We start from the raw sequence: 20714 nt of genomic DNA, 5'->3' as shown, positions 1-20714 counted from the left end.
CAATCTTGCCCGACGAGGATTTCATGTCCACGACTCACGCTGAAGAACGCATTCGCACGGAAGGCAATCCGACTGCCGACGTGAAGGCCGGCACCGGTTCAAGCACTCGCTCGAACACCGGCACCGCGCACCCCGGCTACAGAACGCTGTGGCGCTGGCACTTTTACGCAGGGCTCTTCGTGATGCCCTTTCTGCTCGTCCTTGCGATTACCGGCACGCTGTACTGTTTCCAGCCGCAAATCGAGCCGCTGCTGTATCCGCATCGCCTGATCGTCGAACCGCAGGCAATCCCGCGGTTGCCCGACAACGCGCTGCTGGCCAAAGCCCGCGCGGCGATGCCGGCGGGCTCCGCTGCGTTGACCGCGGTCATCACACGAGATCCGCAACGCAGCGCCGAATTTGTGTTTCGTGTCGCGGACGGCACGCAACAGAGCGTCTATCTGAATCCGTACAACGGCGAGCTATTGGGCACGCTCAGCGTCGACGATCGCTTGATGCAGGTCGATCGCATGATTCATCGCAAGCTGCTGCTCGGCAAGCCCGGCGAATTGCTGATGGAACTGGTCGCATGCTGGACGCTCGTGATGATCGGCACCGGCCTCGCACTGTGGTGGCCTCGCGCAACGGGCGGCACACGCGCCGTGCTGCTGCCGCGCTTTGCGTTGCGAGGCCGCCCGCTGTGGAAAAGCATCCACGCGGCGCTCGGTATCTGGCTCGCGCTCGGCGCGCTCGCATTCGTGCTGACCGGCCTGCCGTGGACGGGCTCGTGGGGCAAGCAGTTCAAGGCATTCGCCACCGCGACGCATCTCGGCGCGCCGCGCGGCGCGTGGGGCGGGCTCGCGTTGCACTCCACGTTGCCTGGCGCACACGCGGAGCACGCCGCCACCGCAGATGCGCACGCCCCGGACACGACGCATGACCATCACGCCAGCAACGCCGACATGGACTCGATGCCCGGCATGGTGATGGACGACCTGCCGTTGCCGCTCGCGCCATGGGCCGCCGGCAACACACATGTGCCCGCTTCCACGACATCCGGCACCGCGCGGCCGTTATCGCTCGGCCATATCGTCGCGCTCGCGGCTTCGCTCGGCATCACGGACGACTACAACATCGTGCTGCCGGCGTCGGCAAGCGGCGTCTATACCGTGTCGTATTTCCCGTCGAATCCACGCGACGAACGCACGTTGTATGTCGATCAATACAGTGGCGCGATATTGAAAGACATTCGCTACCGCGACTACGGCCCGATCGCCAAGGCCGTGTCGTACGGCACGTCATTGCATATGGGCCGCTACTTCGGTGTCGCGAATCAGATCCTGTGCACGGTCATTTCGCTCGGCCTTGCCACGCTCGCGGTGACCGGTTGCGTGATGTGGTGGAAACGGCGCCCGCAGCGCTCGCTCGGCGCGCCGTCACGCGAACGCGCGGCGCCGCCGATGCTCGGCTGGAAAGCGGGCCTCGTTCTGCTCGGCATCATCTTTCCGCTGATGGGCGCGACGCTCGTCGCGGTCGCGTTGCTCGACTGGCTGATCTTCGGCCGCGCCGCGCGAGGTCTGAAGCGCGCCGTTTAGCGCCTGTCCGCGCCGCTTGCAGCGCTTGATCGTTTACGATACATTTTGCTCGTTTATGATCGTTTTAGATCGGCAAGCGAGGAACGGCGATGCAACGAACGCGACAGGAAGCGATCGATGGGCTGCTGCCTGAACAGCGTGAGGCGCTGATTCTGGAGCGGCTGCACACGCATGGCCGCGTGCTGGCGGCCGAGCTCGCCGCCGAATTGCAGACCTCGGAGCACACGGTGCGCCGTCATCTGCGCGAGCTTGCCGATCAGGGTCACTGCAAGCGCGTGTACGGCGGCGCACTGCTGATGTCGCCGGCGGATAAGCCCGCGGCGGTCCGCATGCACGAAGCCGTCGATCGTAAAGCGCGGCTTGCCGCGGCAGCCGTATCGATCGTTCGGCCGAAGCAGATCGTGCTGCTCGATGCCGGCTCGACGAACGTCGCGATCGCGGCGGCGCTGCCCGACAACGCGGAGCTGACCGTCGTCACGAATTCGCCGGAGGCCTGCGTGCGGCTGCTGAACCGGCCCGGCTTCGACGTGATGCTCGTCGGCGGCCGCATCGCGCAAGGCGCGGCGGGCTCGCTCGGCGCGACCGCGTTGCTGCAAATCCAGCAGATCCGTGCCGATCTCTGTTTTCTCGGCGCGTGCGCGCTCGATCCGCAAGAAGGCGTGGCCGCGTTCGACGCGGAAGATGCCGAACTCAAGCGCGCGATGGTCAAGGCAAGCGGCCAGATCGCGATCGCGTTGACGTCGGAGAAGCTGATGACGGCTGCGCCATTCGCGGTGGCGCCCGCATCGGCGGTCGACTATCTGTTCGTCGAAGCGGACGTACCCGCCAAGCGGCTCGCCAGTCTGAAGAGCGCCTGCGACAACGTAATGGTGGTACGCCGATGAGTGCCACCGCTCGCACGCAGCAGCCGACGCTGGTCAACGAACGCATCGCGACGATCGGCGTTTTTCTCGCCAACGGTTTCGGCATCGGCGCATGGGCAGTCGAGGTGCCGCGTATCAAGGAGAGCCTGTCGCTCGGCGATGCATCGCTTGGCATGGCGCTGTTCTGCTTCGCGCTCGGTGCGATCGTCGCGATGCCGCTCGCGGGACAACTCGCGCCGCGCGTCGGCAGCGGCCGCGCGACCGCGCTGCTCGGTGTGGCCTTCGCGATCGCATTGCCGTTGCCGGCGCTCGCGCCCGGCATGCTCACGCTGTGCATCGTGCTGTTCGCGCTCGGTGCGTCGAACGGCGCGCTCGATGTATCGATGAACGGCCACGCAAGCGCGATCGAAACCCGCTGGCACGCGCCGATCATGTCGTCGTTTCATGCGGCTTGGAGCGCGGGCGGGCTGCTCGGCGCCGCAACCGGCGCGATGCTGCAAAAAGGCGGCGTCGGCGTGATCGGCGGACTGCTCGTACCCGACCTGTTGATCGCGCTACTGATTGTTGTCGCCGCAACGCTGGCGTTGCGCGATATCGGCCCGCGCGCGGCCGCGTCGAGCGGATTCACGTGGCCTGACAGCAGCGTGATGAAGCTGGCAATGCTCGCGTTTCTGTGCATGCTGGTGGAAGGCGCGATTGCCGACTGGAGCGCCGTCTATTTGCGCTCGACGCTGAATCAGGAAGCGAGCGTTGCCGCGATCGGCTATTCCGCGTTCGCGTTTTCGATGGCGGCGTGCCGCATTGCCGGCGATGCGTCGGTGCGCCGCTTCGGTTCGAGCAGGGTCGTCGCGCTCGGCGGTCTGATCGCGCTGGCCGGCCTCGCACTCGTGCTGAGCCGGCCGACGGTATGGACCGCATGCGTCGGCTTCGCGATGGTCGGCGTCGGTCTCGCGAATATCGTTCCGGTAATTTTCAGCGCGGCCGGCCGTTCGACAGCGACACCCGCGATCGGCGTTTCGATGGCGGCCACCGCCGGCTATGCGGGCTTTCTCGTGGGGCCGCCGCTGATCGGCTTCGGAGCGGGGCTGCTGGGCTTGCGCAGCGCGTTGTGCGTACTCGTAATGGCCACGTTGATCGTGTCGCTGCTGGGTGGCAAGGCGGTACGCAATGCGCGGCTCGCGTGATCGCTGTCGGACTCGATGCGTACGGTTCGATTCGATTCGCCAAGGCTCGCGGCGTGGTGAGCCAATTTCGCTTGCTTGCTCAGCACCGCAACCGGCTTGCGAACCGGCATCGCATCGCGCCCCGCGTGTTGCCCCAGCGGCCAGCTGAATGCGCCGAGCACTGAGTGCGGCTGCGTGCCGTCGTCGAGACCGGTAGCCGGCCATTCGTGTTTCGCGGGTATCCAGCGCGTGCCGAACACGTGATCCCACATCGGCAGCAACTGCGCGAAGTTGTGATTCAGATGCTCGGCGCGGATCGAATGATGCAGCCGGTGATATTGCGGGTTGATCACCCAGGTCACGTAGCGGCCGAAGTCCACGCGCAGATTCAGATGCGCGATGTAATTGCCGATCATGAAAACGATCGACGTCGCACCGACGATCCACGGCTCGACTTTGAACAGCACGCCGACGATCGGATAAAGCAGGCACCCTTTGATCAGCACTTCGAGCCAGTGATGTCGCAACGTAATCGTTACGTTGAAATCCACCGCGCTATGGTGCAGCGAATGGAGTTTCCACAGCACGGGCCATGTGTGCTGCAAGCGATGAAACGCGTATTCGAGCAGATCGATCGTCACCAGCACGATGACGAACGACGCAAGCGCGCCCCACCCTCGCGACACGAGTACCACCATGCCGCCGCCGAATGCGTTCACGATCGCGACGCTCGCTGCCGCGGTGAGCGGCTTCACGGCCTCCGTGAGCAACAGATACACGCCTGCATAGGCCATGTTCAAACGCTGCCCCGCGCGCGATTGCAGCAACGTGGCCGGCCAGCGACGCTCCAGCAACGCGCCGACTCCCATCAGCAGCAGCACCAGTGCGTAGGCTTGCAACCACAGCCTCGCGTGGTGCAGCAGTTCAGGAAACGGGCTTGACGCGAACATGGCTTCCCCGGCGTAGAGGATTCGACTGTGCGTTGGCCGCTGCCGTGCGTGCGCTTGCGCATGCGCATGGTGCGCTCGAGACTCCAGCAGCGTTAGTGTGATCTTCGCAGCCCGCCGAGCGGCGCGCAAGCGCGCCTTGATCTCGCGGCGGCCCTGCTTTTAATCTGATTTGATCCCCGCTTTGAACCGACAGACCGCGTGCGCCATCATGGCGAGCGCTGGCCCATCTGCCGGAGCGGAAAAAGTGGCGAGGTCATCGCTTCACGCCGTCACGATCGCGAGTGGCCGATGCTTGCGCATCGCCACTCGCGTCGTCGTTGTTTGTCGACGTCCGTTTCGAGTTGGCCCCGCCGCACCTCGCGAAACGCGTCAACCTCCCCGAACGCGAATCGCGAAGACATTTGCCGCCGTCGGCTTTTATTCACGACATGGATGCCTGAATTCCGGCTGCAATGTGTAGTTCTTGTGAACCTGTTAATGCAACGGCTATGCCATCAGGCGTCAAAGCCTTGCCAGACAATGCCGCGCGCTTGCGCGGGCCGCGTCGAACGCGCCGGATTGCACGCAATGCATCGGAATTGAGACATCGCGGTCGCGCGGCGATGCTTGCGCGCCGCTCCGCAAGCAGCGTTCGACGCGAACGGGAAAACCCGTATGAAGATTGACAGGCAAAGCTTCGACGCACGCACCGGTCATGATTGCCGGTGCGCTATCAACAGAAGTAGCGCTTACCGCACGCGGACCGTGTTGTTGCAAAGCTGAGACGCCGATGCAGGCGGCTCGCTTTATAGCAATGCCGTCAATTGCGCGACACGTGCCTTGAAGTGCTGCAATTCATCCGCGCGCAGACGCTTTTTCCGCGGCAGCTCGACGGTCAGTGGATCGCGCGGCACGCTATTCACATGAACCTCGTAATGCAGATGCGGCCCGGTCGCCCAACCGGTCTCGCCGACATAACCGATCACCTGATCGCGCGTCACATGACTGCCGCGACGCAGTCCCTTCGCGAAACGCGATAGATGCGCGAACGTCGTTGAATAGGGTGCGGGGTTCTGAATGACGACCACCTTTCCGTAGCCTGTCTGACGGCCGATAAAACGCACCACGCCTCGCGCGGTCGCATGGACCGGCGTGCCGGCGGGCGCAGCGAGATCGACGCCATCATGACTTTGCCAGCGATGCAGCACAGGATCGAAACGGTTCAGCGAAAAGCCCGACGATACGCGCGTGAACGTCAATGGATAGCGCTCGAAGGCCGGCTTCGTGTTGATGCCGTCTTTCGAGTAGTAGAACGGTTGACCGCGAAGATCGTGATAGAGAAACACATCGTGCGTGGTCGTTCCGCGGACGATGCGAACCGCGACCGGTTTGCCCGCGGCGCTACTGTTATCGGTGGGCTTGCTTTCGCTACCGACGGTATCGTCGAACACCGCGCTCACATGATCGCCGGCACGTAGATCGCGCGTGAGATCGAGTTCGTTGCGGAACGCGCGCACCAGAGTCGCGGTGGTACGCGCATCGACGCCGATGCTTTTCGCAGCGGCGGCGAAACTGTGATCGATCGACGCTGTTTTAACGGTGAATACGGGAGGCTGAGGAACTGGTACAGCCGGTGCGGCTGGATTGGTTGGCGTGGCTGGTGGCGGATTGCTGGCGGCTTTCGTGGAATCCTTGCTCACTAGCGACACGTCCGGGTCATCGTCGTGCATCGCGCGGTGAGCGGTCATCAGATACGCCGCGCACACCGAGCTCATTGCACACACAACAATGATTTTTCTGGCACGCCCGGGAAGAATGCGGGCTACGGATAGAGGCATTGACTCATGACAAGCGGTCGACCGTCGCGTGCGCGACAGGCGAGCACGTTCAGGTGGGTTCGTTGAATCGGCGTCTCCAGGCACTGCATGAGACGCCGCAGAAGATTGATGGGCCAGCCTATGGGCGCTTTCTTAAGCCAGCCTTAAGCTGCCCCCAATAGACGAAAGTGCAAAACGGCGCGCGAACAACTGCGTTGTCGCGGCCTTACCGGAATCGCACCGGCTGCCGGCTCATCGCGGCGAGCGGCGAAATACAGCGTTGCACCCCGTTCGGCGCAATACGTTGTTCAGTCAGGAGAGTGACGCGAGCATGTTCGACAGGCGTCGGACGTGCGCCTTGAACGCATCGCTTGCTTCGCGATTCGACGTCGGATTCAGATGCGACGTTTCGGCGAGTTGCGCCTGCTCGTGAAAGTCATTGGCGATCTTGCGCTTGATGTCCTCGGGCAACGATCGCACGATGGAAACGAGCAAGGCCTCTTCGGCATGCATCATGCCGAGAATCGAATGAGTGTCCATGCGAGAACCTCCGGTGGAAACATCGGCAGCGCAATCCGGCGTCAGCGCCGATGCACCTCATGTTACCCCGTTGGTCTGTCGCCGTTACTCCGCGACCGAATAGTGCGACGTGCGATTGCGCGTTTGCTTCTCCGCACGCTCGACGCGCGGGCTCGCACCGCGGATAAAGAGGACCGCGCACAACGCGAGCATTGCCCAGATGCAAAGAACTATCGTCAAAGTACTCATTTCAACTTCCGGAACGTCGGGACTGCGGGTTAATACAGGGTCGGCGCCGCGCCGGCCGTCAATGCAACACGGACTCGCCAGGCGCGCCGAACAGCAATTCGTCGATCAGCCCTCTGGCCAGCGTCAACTGCTTCTCGAGCGATTTGCGCGCGGCTTCCGCGCTGACCACGTCGCTGCAGGCGACTGCCGCGTGGGCCTGGGTCGCGAGATGCAACACGGCCTCGGACGCATGCCGCAGTTCGCGCATGGCAGCGGCGTCGGCATCGAGTGACAGGCCGTTCCATTCCGGGGCGGAAATTTCCGGCTGACAGGCGTCGAACCGGCGGGTCTTGGGGTGGCGGGAAGACATCTGAGGCTCCTGGCGCAACGAGCACGATTGGCACGAAGTCAGTGTGCGCCGACCACCTGCTTTTCAATTCATCGAATAGAAGCCGATTGGGAAGCCAATCCGCATTTTCGAAAAATCAAGGGTTTCTACCGAGAAAAACGCCTTTCTGGGCGATGAGGCCGTTCGGCAGGTATCAAGAATCCTGTTGCACCGCAGGAAAACGATAACCTGCGGCGCCTTGAAAGCTGCTTAGGCCGGCACGACCTCGATGTGCAGCGCGTCGCCGCCCGCCGCGATCGCGAGCAGATGGTCGACGTTCGGATGCGCGCCCGGGCGGTTACGCGCGTCGGCCGTATGTTCGGCGAACACCGCGAGGCCGTGTTCCGCCGCCTTCGCGTCCAGTGTGCCGAAGATCCCGCGCAGATAGTTGTACACCGCCAGTGAACCCTGCTTGCCCGGTTTGTTCTCGATGCTGGCGACGACGGCACCCTTGCCGTCGACCAGATCGATGCGCGCGATGCCGTCGATCGCAGGCATCTGGGCGAGATTTTCCTTGAAAACGTTGCTCGTTTGGATCATCGAAACCACTCCTTCCGTTCTAAAAAATGCATGGCGGGCCGTATCTTATCCGATGGGTCGAACCCTCGCGAATCGACGCCCGGGACAATGCTTCGCAGGCCGCAGATGCCAGGGAATCCTCGGCAAATTTTTTGGCTTCGTTGTGGTCGATTAGCGCAAGGAAAACGTTTAACTTAAACCCTCCCCCGACGAGAGAAAATGCGGTACGTGTAATCGTTTTCGAAGCTGATCGATGTGTTGACGAAAGGGTGCGTCAACAGCCAGGACGACGACAACGGTTCGTCGGGCTAAACAATTCTCTGGTGAAAATCGCTCGAGATAATCATCGCCGAGGACGCACCAAAAATCGCGATCAAAAAGAATATTGAGAATGGGGAGTAACTGGACTCATTGCTTGCACCGCGCCAACTTCCATATTTTGAAGCTCTTGCAATCCCCAATGAGATATGATCTCCTATGACTTATCGCAATAATTCTGTAACGACAATCATGGGCTAACGTAATCTCGATGTTGCATTGCAATGAGCATCTAGCCAGGTAAAGCTTTCCAGTATTGGATATGCGCTCAGCAAGAACGACCACGTCCACGGCAGCGAGGGCAAGCATCGGCGCGCTTAGTTTGTTTTATGTCATCAGACGACTGATGTTTACGTGAAAATCCAAAGAACTAAATGAGCTTAAAGCCTCACTCGTTTCAATTAATCCAAAGGAGATAAACCGATAAATCACTGATCTCAAAAAGCATAATCCCGCAGTCAATAAATCAGAATCTGGAGACGAGATGCTTTCACCGAAGAAAACAACACTTGCGTTCGCCCTGAGCGCCGCCACGGCTCTTCTGTTCAGCGCCTGCGGCGGCGGAAACGACAATTCCCCGTCGTCGTCGCCGTCCGCCCCGCCCACGACTTCGCCTTCCACGCCCGATCCGTCGAAAAACGGCGCCATTTCACTGCACGGGGTCGTGTACGGCGCGGCCGACACCAGCGTGCCACCCGAAGCCGGCATTCCGATCACGATGATGGGGCAAATGCGCGCGCTGTTCGATCTGATCAGGAAATCGCCCGACTTCACCCAGGTCGTGATGGATCTCGGCGACGGCAGCCCTGTCCATGTGCTCGATACGAACACCGGCGACAAATTTCTGCCCGGCAAACTCGCGCTCGGCCTGTCGTGGATCCTGATCGATATGAAAACGAAAGGTGACCCCGCCTACGCGGACTACCTGGCGACATATCAGAAAATCACGACCGCGATGATGACGCAGATGAACGGCACCAGCTACACGTATGCGAATACGTCCTGGGGCGAGTACTACTATCTGGTCGCGCTCAACAACTTCCAGGCGCACGGCATGCTGAACGAAGTGTTCAGCGATGCAATGCTGAATACGCTGAAGGCGCGTCTGACCTTCTGCGACATGTTCGGCGCCGACGCGAGCGGCAAGACCGACACCTGCCCGGCGGCCGGTACGCCGATCGACGTCGCGTCGCTCAATACCGCGCAGAACTACTACGCGGTGTCGTACGGCATTGCGGGGCTGCGGCAGAAGCTCGGCTGGAGCAACCCGACGTTTTCGTCGACCACGGACGCAAACGTTGCCACGATGAATGCGCGCGACGCGCTGCTGTACACGCTGACCAAGCACATTCGCAACGATTCCTCGGGCGGCTTCTCCGACGAAGCATCGAACACCCACACGACCTATTACGACCAGGCGCGCTACGACCGTTACAGCACGCTGCTGATCGGCGAAGTCACCGAGCGCACGCTGGAGATGGGCAATCAGGCGAACCTGACGCCGGAACTGAAATCGTATCTGCGCAACTCGGTCAACCTGATTCTTCCGCAGCTCAATACCGATGGCGAGGGCTTCAACTATGGCCGCTCGATCGGCCCGTATGGCGACTCGGCCTTCATGGAAGTACTGACCGCGGCAGCGAACGCGGGCGTGTTGACCGATCAGGAAATGAAGGTCGCCTATACGTACATCTACAAGTCGGCGCTGCGCTTTAGCAACTTCTGGTACGACCCGACGCTGCCGACGCCGTCCGTGAACATGTGGGTCAAGGGCCGCGGTACCGACACCTATCGCGGCAAGCCGCGCGTGATGGGCGAAAACTTCAGCCTGCTGCACCAGTACATGTACGTCAACGCGTGGTGGGACAAGCTTGGTTTCAACGGCAAGGCACCATTGTCCGATGCCGACATGCAGGCTTACCTCGATACGAAGCCGCATTACACGCTGACCTGGTACAACCAGCCGTCCGATACCGCGCATCCGTATAGCGCTGCGCTCGTCACGGTGCGCGACGGCAAGCGCGTGATCAATCTGAACCTGAGTCAGGCACCGGACTACAACTCGTTCACGCCGTACTATCCGACGCCGTCCTCGGACAATCTGGTGTACGGCACGACCGACCTCGCGTACGCACTGCTGATCCCGCAAGTCGCGTATAACGGCAAGACTTATATTCCCGTCACCTACTACAAGAATCTGAACGTGACAGAGAACAATGGTCAGGTCGTCGTCACCTTCGACACGACGAAGTTCAGGCAAGCCACGAAGAACGCCGCGTACACGACGGATCTTGATCTGCAGGTGCATACGGTAATGACATTCAGCCACGGCACGATGACGCGTACCGATACGCTGAGTTCGGGCACGCTGACCGGCAACCTCGCGGTCGAAACCGACTACACGTCGTTCGCGGACTTGCAGAACACGACGGCGAATAGCGATGGTTTCTCGGTCAACTATACGAACAGCCCGACGACGAACTACGCGACCACGGGCTTCGATAGCTGCGCGCTGTCGCAATTCGACACGGTGAGCGGCGCGACGAACCCATTGTCGACCACACCAATCGGACAGTTGCACTCCAGATTCGCGTGTACGACGCAGCCGTTCGCGTTGACGGGCAGCGCGAATCGTACGCTGACGTGGACGCTGAAGTACGCTGACCCGGCCTGACAACGGCGAGTGGCAATGCACCGGTCTTCCCGTTCGTGGGGAGACCGGTTTTCATTTGCGGGTCGATGACGGGTAGCCGTCATACCAGTAGCGGAAGTTGCCTTGTTAAGAAGGCGCGGCGTCGGAACAATGCAGCATCGACACCGCAAGCCTGACAACACATCCGAGCCAGGCCACTTCACTGGAGCAGGAAGCCATGCGCATTTCGCTTTTGCACACGATCGACGGCAACAGGCAGGTATTCGAACACGCAGCGGCCGAAATGGGTCTGCGTCCCGAGGATCTTCGGCATGTCGTACGAGCGGACCTGCGCGAGGCCGTCGAACGCGCGGGGGTGGTCCCCGCCGATATCAAGGCGCAAACGCGCGAGATGCTCGTCGAACTCGCGGACGAGGCCGATGCGGTTATCGTCACTTGTGCGACGCTGGGACCCGTAGTCGCGGAGATTGGTAACGGGCCCGCGCCTGTCGTCAGAGCCGATGTCGCATTGGCCGCCTGGGCCGCGGAATCGGCGCAGGCCGGTGAAAAGATCGCCGTACTGTGTGCCGCGGAAGTCGCGATCGAAGCGAATCGGAAACTCTTTACGCAGTACGCGAGCGATAGCGGCGCATCGGTGGACGTCATTCATGTTCCGCAGGTCTGGACGCTGTTCAAAAGCGGCGACATGAATGCGTGCCTTGCCGCTATTGCATCGGCGGCACAGGATGCCTACGCGGCCGGTGCGACCGTCGTCGCATTTGCGCATCCGTGGATGGCGCCTGCCGCGGGTCTCGTCAGCGATGAAGCGGGCCACGGCAAGCGGCCGCTCGATAGCGCGCGTGCGGCGTTGCGGGTGGCAATGCGGCGTGCTGGCGAGGCAGCAACCGGCGAGGACTGATTGCGCGTGCAACTGCGCGATCAGTTATCAATGCTCTTCGCCCTCAAGCTCGAACGTACCGTCCATCACACTGACGCAGTGTCCGCCCACGCGGACCTGCGCGACACCATCACGCGCACCGACACTCGCTAGCAGCACGCTCGGACGCCCCATATCTACACCCTGAGCGACCCGCAGCGAAAGCTCCGATTGACCGCGAATCTCTGCAATCAGTGCGACGGCGGCTCCGGTCGCGCTGCCGGTGGCAGGATCTTCCGTCATGCGTGGCGTAAACATGCGCGCATCGATATCGCACTGCACTCCGGTTTTCCGATGATCGACGTCCCGCGTATAGGCATAAATCGACACGGCACCGTCGAGCGGCAGTGTTTCGCGGAACGCCACAAGATTCGGTACGCAGCGCCGCAATGCATCGCGTGAAGCAAGTTCGACGACCAGAAACGGGAGACCGACGGACACTACCTGAGGCGCATGCGCATCGACACGGACATCATCCGCAGTGAGCGATAGACAGGCCGCAACCCGCTCGGCCGAAACTTGTGAGCGCCGCGTCAACGATTCCGGCGCAACGAGTTCTGCGCCTACCACGACGCCTTTTTCCTTCAATTGACTCACCGGCACGAGTCCCGCCAGTTCCTCGAATACGAGCAGATCGGGCAACGGTTCGCCGCACGCAGCAGCCTTCGCGGCGAGTACAAATGCGGTACCGATATTCGGATGTCCCGCGAACGGAATCTCGCGAGTTGGGGTAAAAATTCTCACGCGAGCCGTATGGTCAGCGTCGCTCGGCGGTAATACGAACGTCGTTTCGCTGTATACGAATTCGCTTGCGATAGCCTGCATCTGACGCGCCGACAGACCTTGTGCATCGAGCACGATGGCAACAGGATTGCCGTTGAACTTCGTGTCCGTGAATACATCGGCGGTAACATAGCGGCGCTTCATGGCTTCCTCGCTGATCGATCAATCGATAATAAGAACTCCATTATCGACACGTACCGCAATCATCACAGATACACTTCCCCCCACAAAAACCAGGCCAAAAAAAAGCCCGCTTTCGCGGGCAACCCTTCTCCACGCATCGCAACGCGTAAAGACAAACACACTCACCCTTTCGTCGCCCCGAATGTCAGACCCGCGACGAAATGCTTCTGCATCGCAAAGAACATCATCACCGACGGCAGCGCAGCCAGAATCGAACCCGCCGAAACGAGATTCCACGCGGTCGTCCATTGCCCTTTCAGCGCGGCAACCCCGACGGTAATCGGCGCGGCATCATCGCCTTGTGTCAGACACAGTGCCCAGAAATAGTCGTTCCACACAAAGGTAAACACCAGAATCGCCAATGCGGCGAGCGCGGGACGAATCAGCGGCAGCACGATTTTGAAAAACACGGTCCACTCGTTCGCTCCCTCAATGCGTGCCGCCTCGACCAGTTCGAACGGCAACTGCTTGATAAAGTTGCGCAGAAACAGCGCGCAAAAGCCGGTCTGAAACGACACATGAAACAGAATCAGCGCGCCGACCGTATTGAACAGACCAAGCTGCAACGACAGATCGCGCACCGGAATCATCAGTACCTGAATCGGCACGAAATTGCCCGCGACGAAGGTAGCGAACAACGTCGAATTACCGCGAAAACGATAGATTGCTAGCGCGAATCCAGCCATTGCGGCGAGTGCGATCGAGCCCACCACCGAAGGCACCGTGATCAGCACGCTATTCCAGAAGTAATGCAGCATCGGCGACGTGGTCAGCGCCTCGCGATAGTTGTCGAACATCGCGAAGTGTTTCGGCCAGCCCCAATAGTTGCCCTCGCTCAATTCTTCGGTCGAGCGCACCGATGTAACGAGCACCGCGATCATCGGCAGCAACCAGATCACGAGTGCAACCGGCAACGTCAGTTTGTACGCGCGGCGGCTAACGGGCTTCCACTTGTCGATTTGAATCGGAAACATCAGTGGCTCCTTATTGCTCAGTACGCAGCATCCGCCGCAAGTGATAGACGATATACACGAGCATGATGCCGAACAGCACCACCGCAATCGCCGCCGAATAGCCGATGCGGTAGTACTTGATCGCCTGGTCGTACATGAAATACGCGAGTACGGTCGAGCTTTCGAACGGACCACCGCCCGTCATCACCGAGATCAGATCGAAGCTGCGTAACGCGCCGATGATCGTGACGACGATCGCCATGAACGTGGTGGGCCGCAGTTGCGGCAAGATCACATGCCATAGCATCGACCAGCCGTGCGCGCCTTCCATGCGCGCGGCCTCGATCTGCTCGGCGTTCAACGTAGTCAGGCCGGTCAGATAAAGAATCATGCAATACGCGGTTTGCGGCCACAACGCCGCGAATACGATGCCGAGCGTCGCGTAACGCGGATCGCCGAGTACCGGCACGCCGTGGCCGAGCATCATCGCGAGCAGACCGAAAGTCGGATCGTAGAACCACGAGAAGATCAGGCCAACCACGACGCCCGACAACACGAACGGCGCGAAGAACAGCGATTTGACGATGCGAATGCCCGCCACCGCCTGATTCAGATAGAGCGCGACGGCAAGGCCCATCGGCGGAGCGAGCAGGAACAGCACGAGCCAGATCAGGTTGTTCTTCAACGCCGTGTAGAACGTCGGCGTATGAAATAGCTCGATGTAATTTGCGAGACCGATAAACGTCGGCTCGGTCATGCCGTCCCAGTTGAAAAAGCTCAGACGGATCGTCGAGAGGATCGGCCACACCACGTACACCGCCACCATGATGCAAGCGGGCGCCAGAAACAGGAACGCGGCGCGACGCTGCCGCCGCGCGGTCGGCGTGGGACCGCGCCGGCGCGATGCGGCGGGCGAACGCAGCGCGCCGCCGGGCGCGGGCACGCCCGGCCCGCCAGGCTCAACAGGACCGCCGACACTATGGCGGCTGACGGAATGCGACACGATCAATCTCCCGATCCAATCCGTGGCAAGGAACAGCAACGAGTGGCGGCCTGGCTCCAGCGGCCGCCGCCGTTTACTTCTTGTAGATGCGCTGACGCGTCTGCTCGAGCTGCGCGAGGATGTCATCCAGCTTCGAAGGATCGGACACGAACTGCTGCATCCCCTTCATCCCTTCGTCGGCCATCTCCTTGGTCATATCGCGATCGTAGAACTGCGCGATACCGCCCTTGGTATTCGACAGGATCTGGAAACCGATCTTCGAAATCGGATCTTCAGGTTCCGGCGATTTGCTGTTCGCCGACAACGAACCGAGCCCCTTCGCCAGTTGCGCGCCGATCTCCGGCGTTTCGACGAAAGCGAGGAACGTGTGCGCATCGGCCTTGTTCTTCGCCTTCGACGGAATATGCAGCGATTCGACCGGCCCATCCTCGGCGGTCGGCACCTTCGAGTCGATGATCGGGAACTGGAAGTAGCCCATTTGCGACTTCACGTTGTCCGGAAAGCCTGCGGCGATGAACGTGCCCATCAGCATCATGCCGGCCTTGCCCTGGAACAGGAACGGCTGCACCGCGTCGAGATCGTAGGACAGCGAGTTGTTGATGAAATAGCCGTCGTCGATCAACTGCTTCCACGTCGTATACACCTTCTTCACGCGCGGATCGGTGTACGGAATCTCGCCGGCCATCAGCTTCTGATGGAACGCATTGCCGTTCAGACGCAGATCGAGATAGTCGAACCAGCCAGCGAGCGTCCATGCATCGCGGCCCGCCACCGCAATCGGCGTGATGCCGGCGGCTTTCAGCTTCTTCGCTGCATCGAGAAATTCATCCCATGTTTTCGGCTCGCCCTTGATACCGGCTTTCTCGAACAGATCCTTGCGATAGAACATTCCCCACGAGTAATACACGGTCGGTGCCGCGTACTGTTTGCCCTTATACGACGACGCCTCTTTCGTCGACGCATACATGTCGTTCCAACCGTTCTTCTGCCAGTCGCCGCTCAGATCCTCGAACAGACCACGCTGCGCGTAATAGGCCATGCGCTCGCCGTCGTGCCAGTTGACGACATCGGGCGCGACCGTCGACAGCCAGCCCGGCAATTGAACCTTGTAGGCTTCCTCGTCGATGAACGACACCTTCACGTCGATGCCGGGATGCGCTTTCTTGAATTCGTCGACCACCTGCTGCCAGACCGCGCGCTGGCTCGCCCCCTTGTACGCGATGTTGAGCGCGAGCGTACCCGCCTGCGCGGTGCTGACGAAGGACGTTCCCGCAGCAAACGCAGCCAGTGCGAGCGCCAGCAGAATCTTGCGTGGTTTCAGTTTCATTCCGACTGTCTCCTTTATTCGATGGTTTTACGTCGTTGTCGCTTCTAAGTGGCGTACTACATGGAATTGCCGTGGCCAGACCTCTGCTATCGCGACCGATAGATCGCCACGCCCTGCGGCGCAACCGTGCGTGAGCCGATCACGAATGCGTCGTCGGAAGCGTGATCGAGCTGGTGAGCTTCAGCGCCATAGTTGAACACATAGGTAAGCGCCCCACGCCGGCTGATACGCACGCTATCGCCGAGTTGCTCGGTTGCGATACCGGCCTCTTCCGCGATTCGCGCGAACAGACGCACGGTCAATGCATCGTCGAACAGACTCGCGAAATAGTGGAATGCGCCGCTTCGTACATAAGCGGGATGACCGTCGGCAAAACGCGCGCGCACGTCCACCGAAGACGACGCATCCTCGTCGATGAAATCGCGCCAGTGACGCGCGATGCCATCCGCCGCATCCTTTTCTTCGAGACGCACTTCTTCCGTTACGTTCGGCCGCATCGATTCGACCCGCCACACGCGCAGCGGCAGCACGGACGTCAATGCACCCGGCGGCAGATTGGCCGGAATGCGCAGGTCGCGCGTCTTCGAGCCGGTGCGCGGTCCGAGCACCAGCTGCGCGCCCGAGCGCGCGAGACGTTCGCCGAGATCATCGGGAACGATCGGCAGCGGCGGCACGACGATCAGACCATAGCCGTCGAGCTGTGCATCGACCGGCACGATATCGACATCGAGCCCGAGCGCGCGCAACGCCGAGTAGTACTCGAACGCGAAGCGCGGATAGTGAAAGTCCGCGCCCTGCGGATGAATCTCGAACAGCCACTTCGCCTCGTAGTCGTAGACGAGCGCGACTTTCGAGCGGACCGTTGCATTTGCATCGGCATTGGCGGCCAGCACCGTGCGGATATCGGCGGCCACCTGCGACGCTTCGCTACCGCCGACATCGAGCCGGTTATCGGGCGTATTCAGACCCGCATGCATCTGTTCCTGCGCAAACGGCGCCTGCCGCCAGCGGAAATACGACACGCAGCCCGCGCCATGCGCGAACGCCTCCCAGCTCCATAGCCGCACCATGCCCGGCAACGGCGCGGGATTCCATTGCGCCCAGTTCACCGGCCCTGGCTGCTGCTCCATCACCCAGAACGGCAGCTTCGACATGCCGCGATAAACATCGTGATTGAACGATGCGAAATCCGGATGACCGCTGCGCAGCCAGCGTGCCTTCACGTCCGGCGCGAACCATTGTTCCTCGAGCGCGCCGAGCGGATAGCTGTCCCATGTCGCAATGTCGAGATCGGCCGCGACCTTGTAGTGATCGAACTCGGTGAAAAGCTGCATGAAGTTGTGCGCGACCGGCCTGCCCGGCGAATGCGCGCGAATGATCTCGACCTGCATGCGGTTGTAGCGCGCGACTTCATCGGATGCAAAGCGGCGATAGTCGAGCCGATGCGATGGATGGGCTTCGGTCACGGTCGCGACAGGTGCGTCGATTTCGTCGAAGCTGCGGTACTCCATGCTCCAGAACACCGTACCCCACGCATCGTTTAGCGCATCGATCGTGCGATAACGTGCCTTCAGCCACTCGCGAAAGCGCGTGACCGCGGCCGGCGAATAGCTGACTACCGTGTGATGACAACCGAATTCGTTATCGGTCTGCCAGTACGCGACCGCCGGATGCGTGCCGTAACGCTCGGCCACTGCGGTGCAGATCCGGCGCGAGGCCTCGAAGTATGACGGCGACGAAAAATCGTAATGACGTCTGGAGCCAAATGCGCGCGCCCGGCCATCGGCACCGACCGGCAGGATGTCAGGATGACGATCGATCAGCCACTTCGGCGGCGTCGCGGTCGGCGTGCACATGACGACTTGCAAGCCGGCCGCGCCGAGCACATCGATCGCGCGGTCGAGCCAGCCCCAGTCGTATTCGCCGGGCGTCGGTTCCATACGGCTCCACGCGAATTCGGCGATCCGCACCTGCTCGATACCGAGTGCCTTCATTCGCCGCGCGTCGTCTTCCCACATCGACTCCGGCCAGTGCTCCGGGTAATAACAGACTCCTAGACGCATCCCATGTCCCCAATGTTCTTCAAGCGTAGTGTTCGACGGTTTCGAGCGGCGTGGCCGCGAAGCCGTCTTCGGTAAACAGATGACAAGCGGCGCGAGGCACGCGCAGACTCGCGCTCTCGCCAGGCGCGAGACGCGTCGCGCCCGGTGCCTTGGCAATCAGCACCGCGCCGCCGGGTTGATCGAGGTGAACGTAGCTGTGTTCGCCGAGCTGTTCGACGAGCGATACGCCGCGCGTGAGCACGCCATCGGCCGCGGTCGTCGCGGATGCCGGCGCGGTTGCATCGATGAATTCCAGATGCTCGGGACGTATGCCGAGCGCGACGGACTGCGCGATTTGCAACCCTTCTCCGCTCACCGGCACGTGCAGGTTTTCGCCGGTGTGATCGAGCGTCACGACGACACCTTGCGCATCGACCGACGCCACCTTGCCCGGCAGAAAATTCATTCGCGGCGAGCCGATGAAGCCGGCCACGAAGCGACTCTTCGGCCGGTGATACAACTCGAGCGGCGCACCGATCTGCGCGATGCTGCCGTAGCGCTCGGTGTCCTTGCCCGAATGCAGCAATACGATCTTGTCGGCAAGCGTCATCGCTTCGATCTGATCGTGCGTCACGTAGACCACGCTCGCTTTCGCGAACTGCTTATGCAGACGCGCGATTTCGACGCGCGTCTGTCCGCGCAAGGTTGCATCGAGATTGGACAGCGGTTCGTCGAACAGAAACACGCCGGGCTCGCGCACGATGGCGCGACCGATTGCGACGCGCTGCCGCTGTCCGCCCGACAATGCCTTCGGCCGCCGGTCGAGCAGCGCTTCGAGCTGCAGAATGCGCGCGGCTTCACGCACCTTGCGGTCGATTTCGTCCTTCGGGGTTTTGGCGAGCTTCAGGCCGAATGCCATGTTCTCGAACACGGTCATGTGCGGAAACAGCGCGTAGCTCTGGAACACCATCGCGACACCGCGCTGCGCGGCGGGCACGTCGTTGACGATGCGCCCGTCGATCGACAGGTCGCCGTCCGTCACGTCTTCGAGGCCCGCGATCATGCGCAGCAGCGTGGACTTGCCGCAACCGGACGGCCCCAGGAACACGCAGAACTCGTTTTCGCCGATATCCAGATCGACGTTGCGAATCACCGGCGCACCGTCGCCGTACGCTTTCTGCACACCTCGTAACGAAATGCTCGCCATTGAATCGACTCCGTGATTTAATCGGCCCGAAGTCGGAGATTAAGCGCTTAATCAGCAGGCCCGAAAAAATCGATCGCATGCGATCGTTGGGCTGTCTCCGATATCGTTTTGTACGGCTGTTCGTCGACAGATGTTGCCGCGCCTTGCGTCGCGAAGCAAATGCCGGGCAGTCATCCCAAATAATGAATCCATCATGACCACACTCAGCGAAGTCGCGCAGCATGCCGGCGTCACACCGGCCACGGTATCGAACGTGTTGCGCAATCGCGGCCGGGTCGGCGAGATCACGCGGCAGCGCGTACTCGATGCGGTCGAAGCGCTCGGCTATCGTCCGCATCTGGCCGCACGCGCACTCGCCGAGGGCCGCGCGCCGACACTCGCGCTGATGGTGTCGAGCATCGCCAATCCGTTCTATCCGGAGTTCGCGCTCGCGGTCGAACGCGCGGCGCGCACGAGCGGCCATTTCGTGATCATCTGCAATACCAACGAGGAGCCGCTGACCGGCCGCGCGTATCTCGACCAGATCGCCGGCACGCTGTCGGAGGGCGTGCTGGTGACGAACGCGAACCTCGATTTCGTCGATCTGCATGCGACCGAAAAGCGTGGCACGCCCGTCGTGCTATGCATGTGGGAACGGCCCAACGAGCCACCGGGCCTGCCATGCGTCGCGGTCGATTTCCGTCTGGCTGGCGAGTTAGCCGGCAAGCATCTGCTCGAACTGGGGCATGAGCGCATCGGTGCGATTGTCGGCAGCAAGGCGTCGGGCATTCACGCGGCGCGCTACGAGGGTTTCGTCGATGCGCTGCGCGCGGCCGGGGTCAGGAAAAACCGCGTGCGGCATGCGGTCGATACGATTCACGGCGGCTACCTGGCAGCGCGCGCGCTGCTCGAAGCCGATCCGCAGATCACCGCGATCTTCGCGACCAACGACCTGCCCGCGCTCGGCGCGATGCAAGCGGCAGCGGATCTCGGCCTGCGCGTACCGGACGATCTGTCCGTGATCGGCATCACCGATATCCAGCTCGCGCGCGAATCGCGTCCCGCGCTGACCACGGTGGCCGTACCGACCGTCGAAGTCGCAGGACTCGCGGTGACGTTGCTGCGCGAGTTGATCGAGTCGTCGTATGGGCAGGCGGGACGTGGCGCGCAAAACGTGCCGATGCGGATTTCGTCGGAGCCCAAACTGATCGTGCGGGCTTCGACCGCGCCGCCACGTTCACGCCGATAGCCCCGATAACGCATCGTTAGTCTTTCAAACTAATTTCAATCGAGCCAGGACTTTCCCGAAGTCCGGCTCTGTCACCTTGCGCCGCATCAAAGCGTGTGATC

At 61.5% G+C, this 20714-nt stretch carries 17 protein-coding genes and 1 pseudogene; 6 read left to right on the top strand and 12 right to left on the bottom strand.

The genetic code is table 11. The features are described 5' to 3' along the window. Window positions 1–23: 23 nt before the first annotated feature. The 3 genes from L0U82_RS22430 to L0U82_RS22420 all read left to right on the top strand — a co-directional run bounded on the left by L0U82_RS22430 (window position 24) and on the right by L0U82_RS22420 (window position 3621). Complete coding sequence (locus tag L0U82_RS22430) at window positions 24–1574, top strand: PepSY-associated TM helix domain-containing protein (RefSeq protein ID WP_233834598.1); 1551 nt, start codon at window positions 24–26, stop codon at window positions 1572–1574. 89 nt (window positions 1575–1663) lie between these two features. After that, complete coding sequence (locus L0U82_RS22425) at window positions 1664–2458, top strand: DeoR/GlpR family DNA-binding transcription regulator (protein ID WP_233834596.1); 795 nt, start codon at window positions 1664–1666, stop codon at window positions 2456–2458. Next, a complete protein-coding gene (locus L0U82_RS22420) occupies window positions 2455–3621 on the top strand; it encodes an MFS transporter (protein WP_233834594.1) in 1167 nt (388 codons plus the stop codon). Before L0U82_RS22425 ends, L0U82_RS22420 begins: the two co-directional genes overlap by 4 nt. Window positions 3622–3860: 239 nt before the next feature. On the opposite strand, the pseudogene L0U82_RS22415 reads toward L0U82_RS22420, so the two are convergent. The 6 genes and pseudogenes from L0U82_RS22415 to L0U82_RS22390 all read right to left on the bottom strand — a co-directional run. Beyond that, a pseudogene (locus tag L0U82_RS22415) lies at window positions 3861–4298 on the bottom strand (sterol desaturase family protein); the annotation flags it as partial. A 1037-nt stretch (window positions 4299–5335) separates the two neighbouring features. Continuing rightward, complete coding sequence (locus L0U82_RS22410; RefSeq protein ID WP_233834592.1) at window positions 5336–6277, bottom strand: M23 family metallopeptidase; 942 nt, start codon at window positions 6275–6277, stop codon at window positions 5336–5338. A 381-nt stretch (window positions 6278–6658) separates the two neighbouring features. Then, window positions 6659–6886, bottom strand: coding sequence for a hypothetical protein (locus L0U82_RS22405; RefSeq protein WP_233834590.1), 228 nt, complete (start codon window positions 6884–6886; stop codon window positions 6659–6661). 84 nt (window positions 6887–6970) lie between these two features. Continuing rightward, complete coding sequence (locus L0U82_RS22400) at window positions 6971–7114, bottom strand: hypothetical protein (protein WP_233834588.1); 144 nt, start codon at window positions 7112–7114, stop codon at window positions 6971–6973. Between the two features lie 58 nt (window positions 7115–7172). Continuing rightward, entirely contained in the window at window positions 7173–7463 is a 291-nt protein-coding gene (locus L0U82_RS22395) for a hypothetical protein (protein ID WP_233834586.1), read from the bottom strand. Window positions 7464–7691: 228 nt separating this feature from the next. Further along, entirely contained in the window at window positions 7692–8021 is a 330-nt protein-coding gene (locus L0U82_RS22390; protein WP_233834584.1) for a DUF2322 family protein, read from the bottom strand. Window positions 8022–8802: 781 nt separating this feature from the next. Between L0U82_RS22390 and L0U82_RS22380 the strand changes: the two genes are divergently transcribed. Further along, window positions 8803–10992, top strand: coding sequence for a hypothetical protein (locus L0U82_RS22380; RefSeq protein WP_267929668.1), 2190 nt, complete (start codon window positions 8803–8805; stop codon window positions 10990–10992). A gap of 196 nt (window positions 10993–11188) precedes the next feature. Continuing rightward, window positions 11189–11869 (top strand): arylsulfatase, encoded by a 681-nt coding sequence (locus tag L0U82_RS22375; protein ID WP_233834578.1) that lies wholly within the window; start codon window positions 11189–11191, stop codon window positions 11867–11869. Window positions 11870–11896: 27 nt separating this feature from the next. On the opposite strand, the gene L0U82_RS22370 is transcribed toward L0U82_RS22375, so the two are convergent. The 6 genes from L0U82_RS22370 to L0U82_RS22345 all read right to left on the bottom strand — a co-directional run bounded on the left by L0U82_RS22370 (window position 11897) and on the right by L0U82_RS22345 (window position 19385). Continuing rightward, window positions 11897–12814, bottom strand: coding sequence for a PhzF family phenazine biosynthesis protein (locus L0U82_RS22370; protein ID WP_233834577.1), 918 nt, complete (start codon window positions 12812–12814; stop codon window positions 11897–11899). 161 nt (window positions 12815–12975) lie between these two features. Further along, window positions 12976–13827 carry a carbohydrate ABC transporter permease gene (locus L0U82_RS22365; RefSeq protein ID WP_233834575.1) on the bottom strand — a complete coding sequence of 284 codons (852 nt, stop codon included), beginning with the start codon at window positions 13825–13827 and terminating at the stop codon, window positions 12976–12978. Window positions 13828–13837: 10 nt separating this feature from the next. Further along, the gene (locus L0U82_RS22360; RefSeq protein WP_233834573.1) at window positions 13838–14809 is read right to left on the bottom strand and encodes a carbohydrate ABC transporter permease; all 972 of its coding nucleotides are present in this window, start codon (window positions 14807–14809) and stop codon (window positions 13838–13840) included. Window positions 14810–14882: 73 nt separating this feature from the next. Then, a complete protein-coding gene (locus tag L0U82_RS22355; RefSeq protein WP_233834571.1) occupies window positions 14883–16136 on the bottom strand; it encodes an ABC transporter substrate-binding protein in 1254 nt (417 codons plus the stop codon). Between the two features lie 86 nt (window positions 16137–16222). Continuing rightward, window positions 16223–18199 carry a beta-galactosidase gene (locus L0U82_RS22350; protein WP_233834569.1) on the bottom strand — a complete coding sequence of 659 codons (1977 nt, stop codon included), beginning with the start codon at window positions 18197–18199 and terminating at the stop codon, window positions 16223–16225. 19 nt (window positions 18200–18218) lie between these two features. Next, on the bottom strand, window positions 18219–19385 hold the full coding sequence (locus L0U82_RS22345) for an ABC transporter ATP-binding protein (protein WP_233834567.1): 1167 nt from the start codon (window positions 19383–19385) through the stop codon (window positions 18219–18221). 193 nt (window positions 19386–19578) lie between these two features. On the opposite strand from L0U82_RS22345, the gene L0U82_RS22340 reads away from it, so the two are divergent. Continuing rightward, on the top strand, window positions 19579–20613 hold the full coding sequence (locus tag L0U82_RS22340) for a LacI family DNA-binding transcriptional regulator (RefSeq protein WP_233834565.1): 1035 nt from the start codon (window positions 19579–19581) through the stop codon (window positions 20611–20613). Window positions 20614–20714 lie beyond the last annotated feature (101 nt).

It is taken from the genome of Paraburkholderia sp. ZP32-5 (assembly GCF_021390495.1).
Lineage (GTDB): Bacteria > Pseudomonadota > Gammaproteobacteria > Burkholderiales > Burkholderiaceae > Paraburkholderia.
This window is presented reverse-complemented; position numbering and strand designations above follow the sequence as displayed.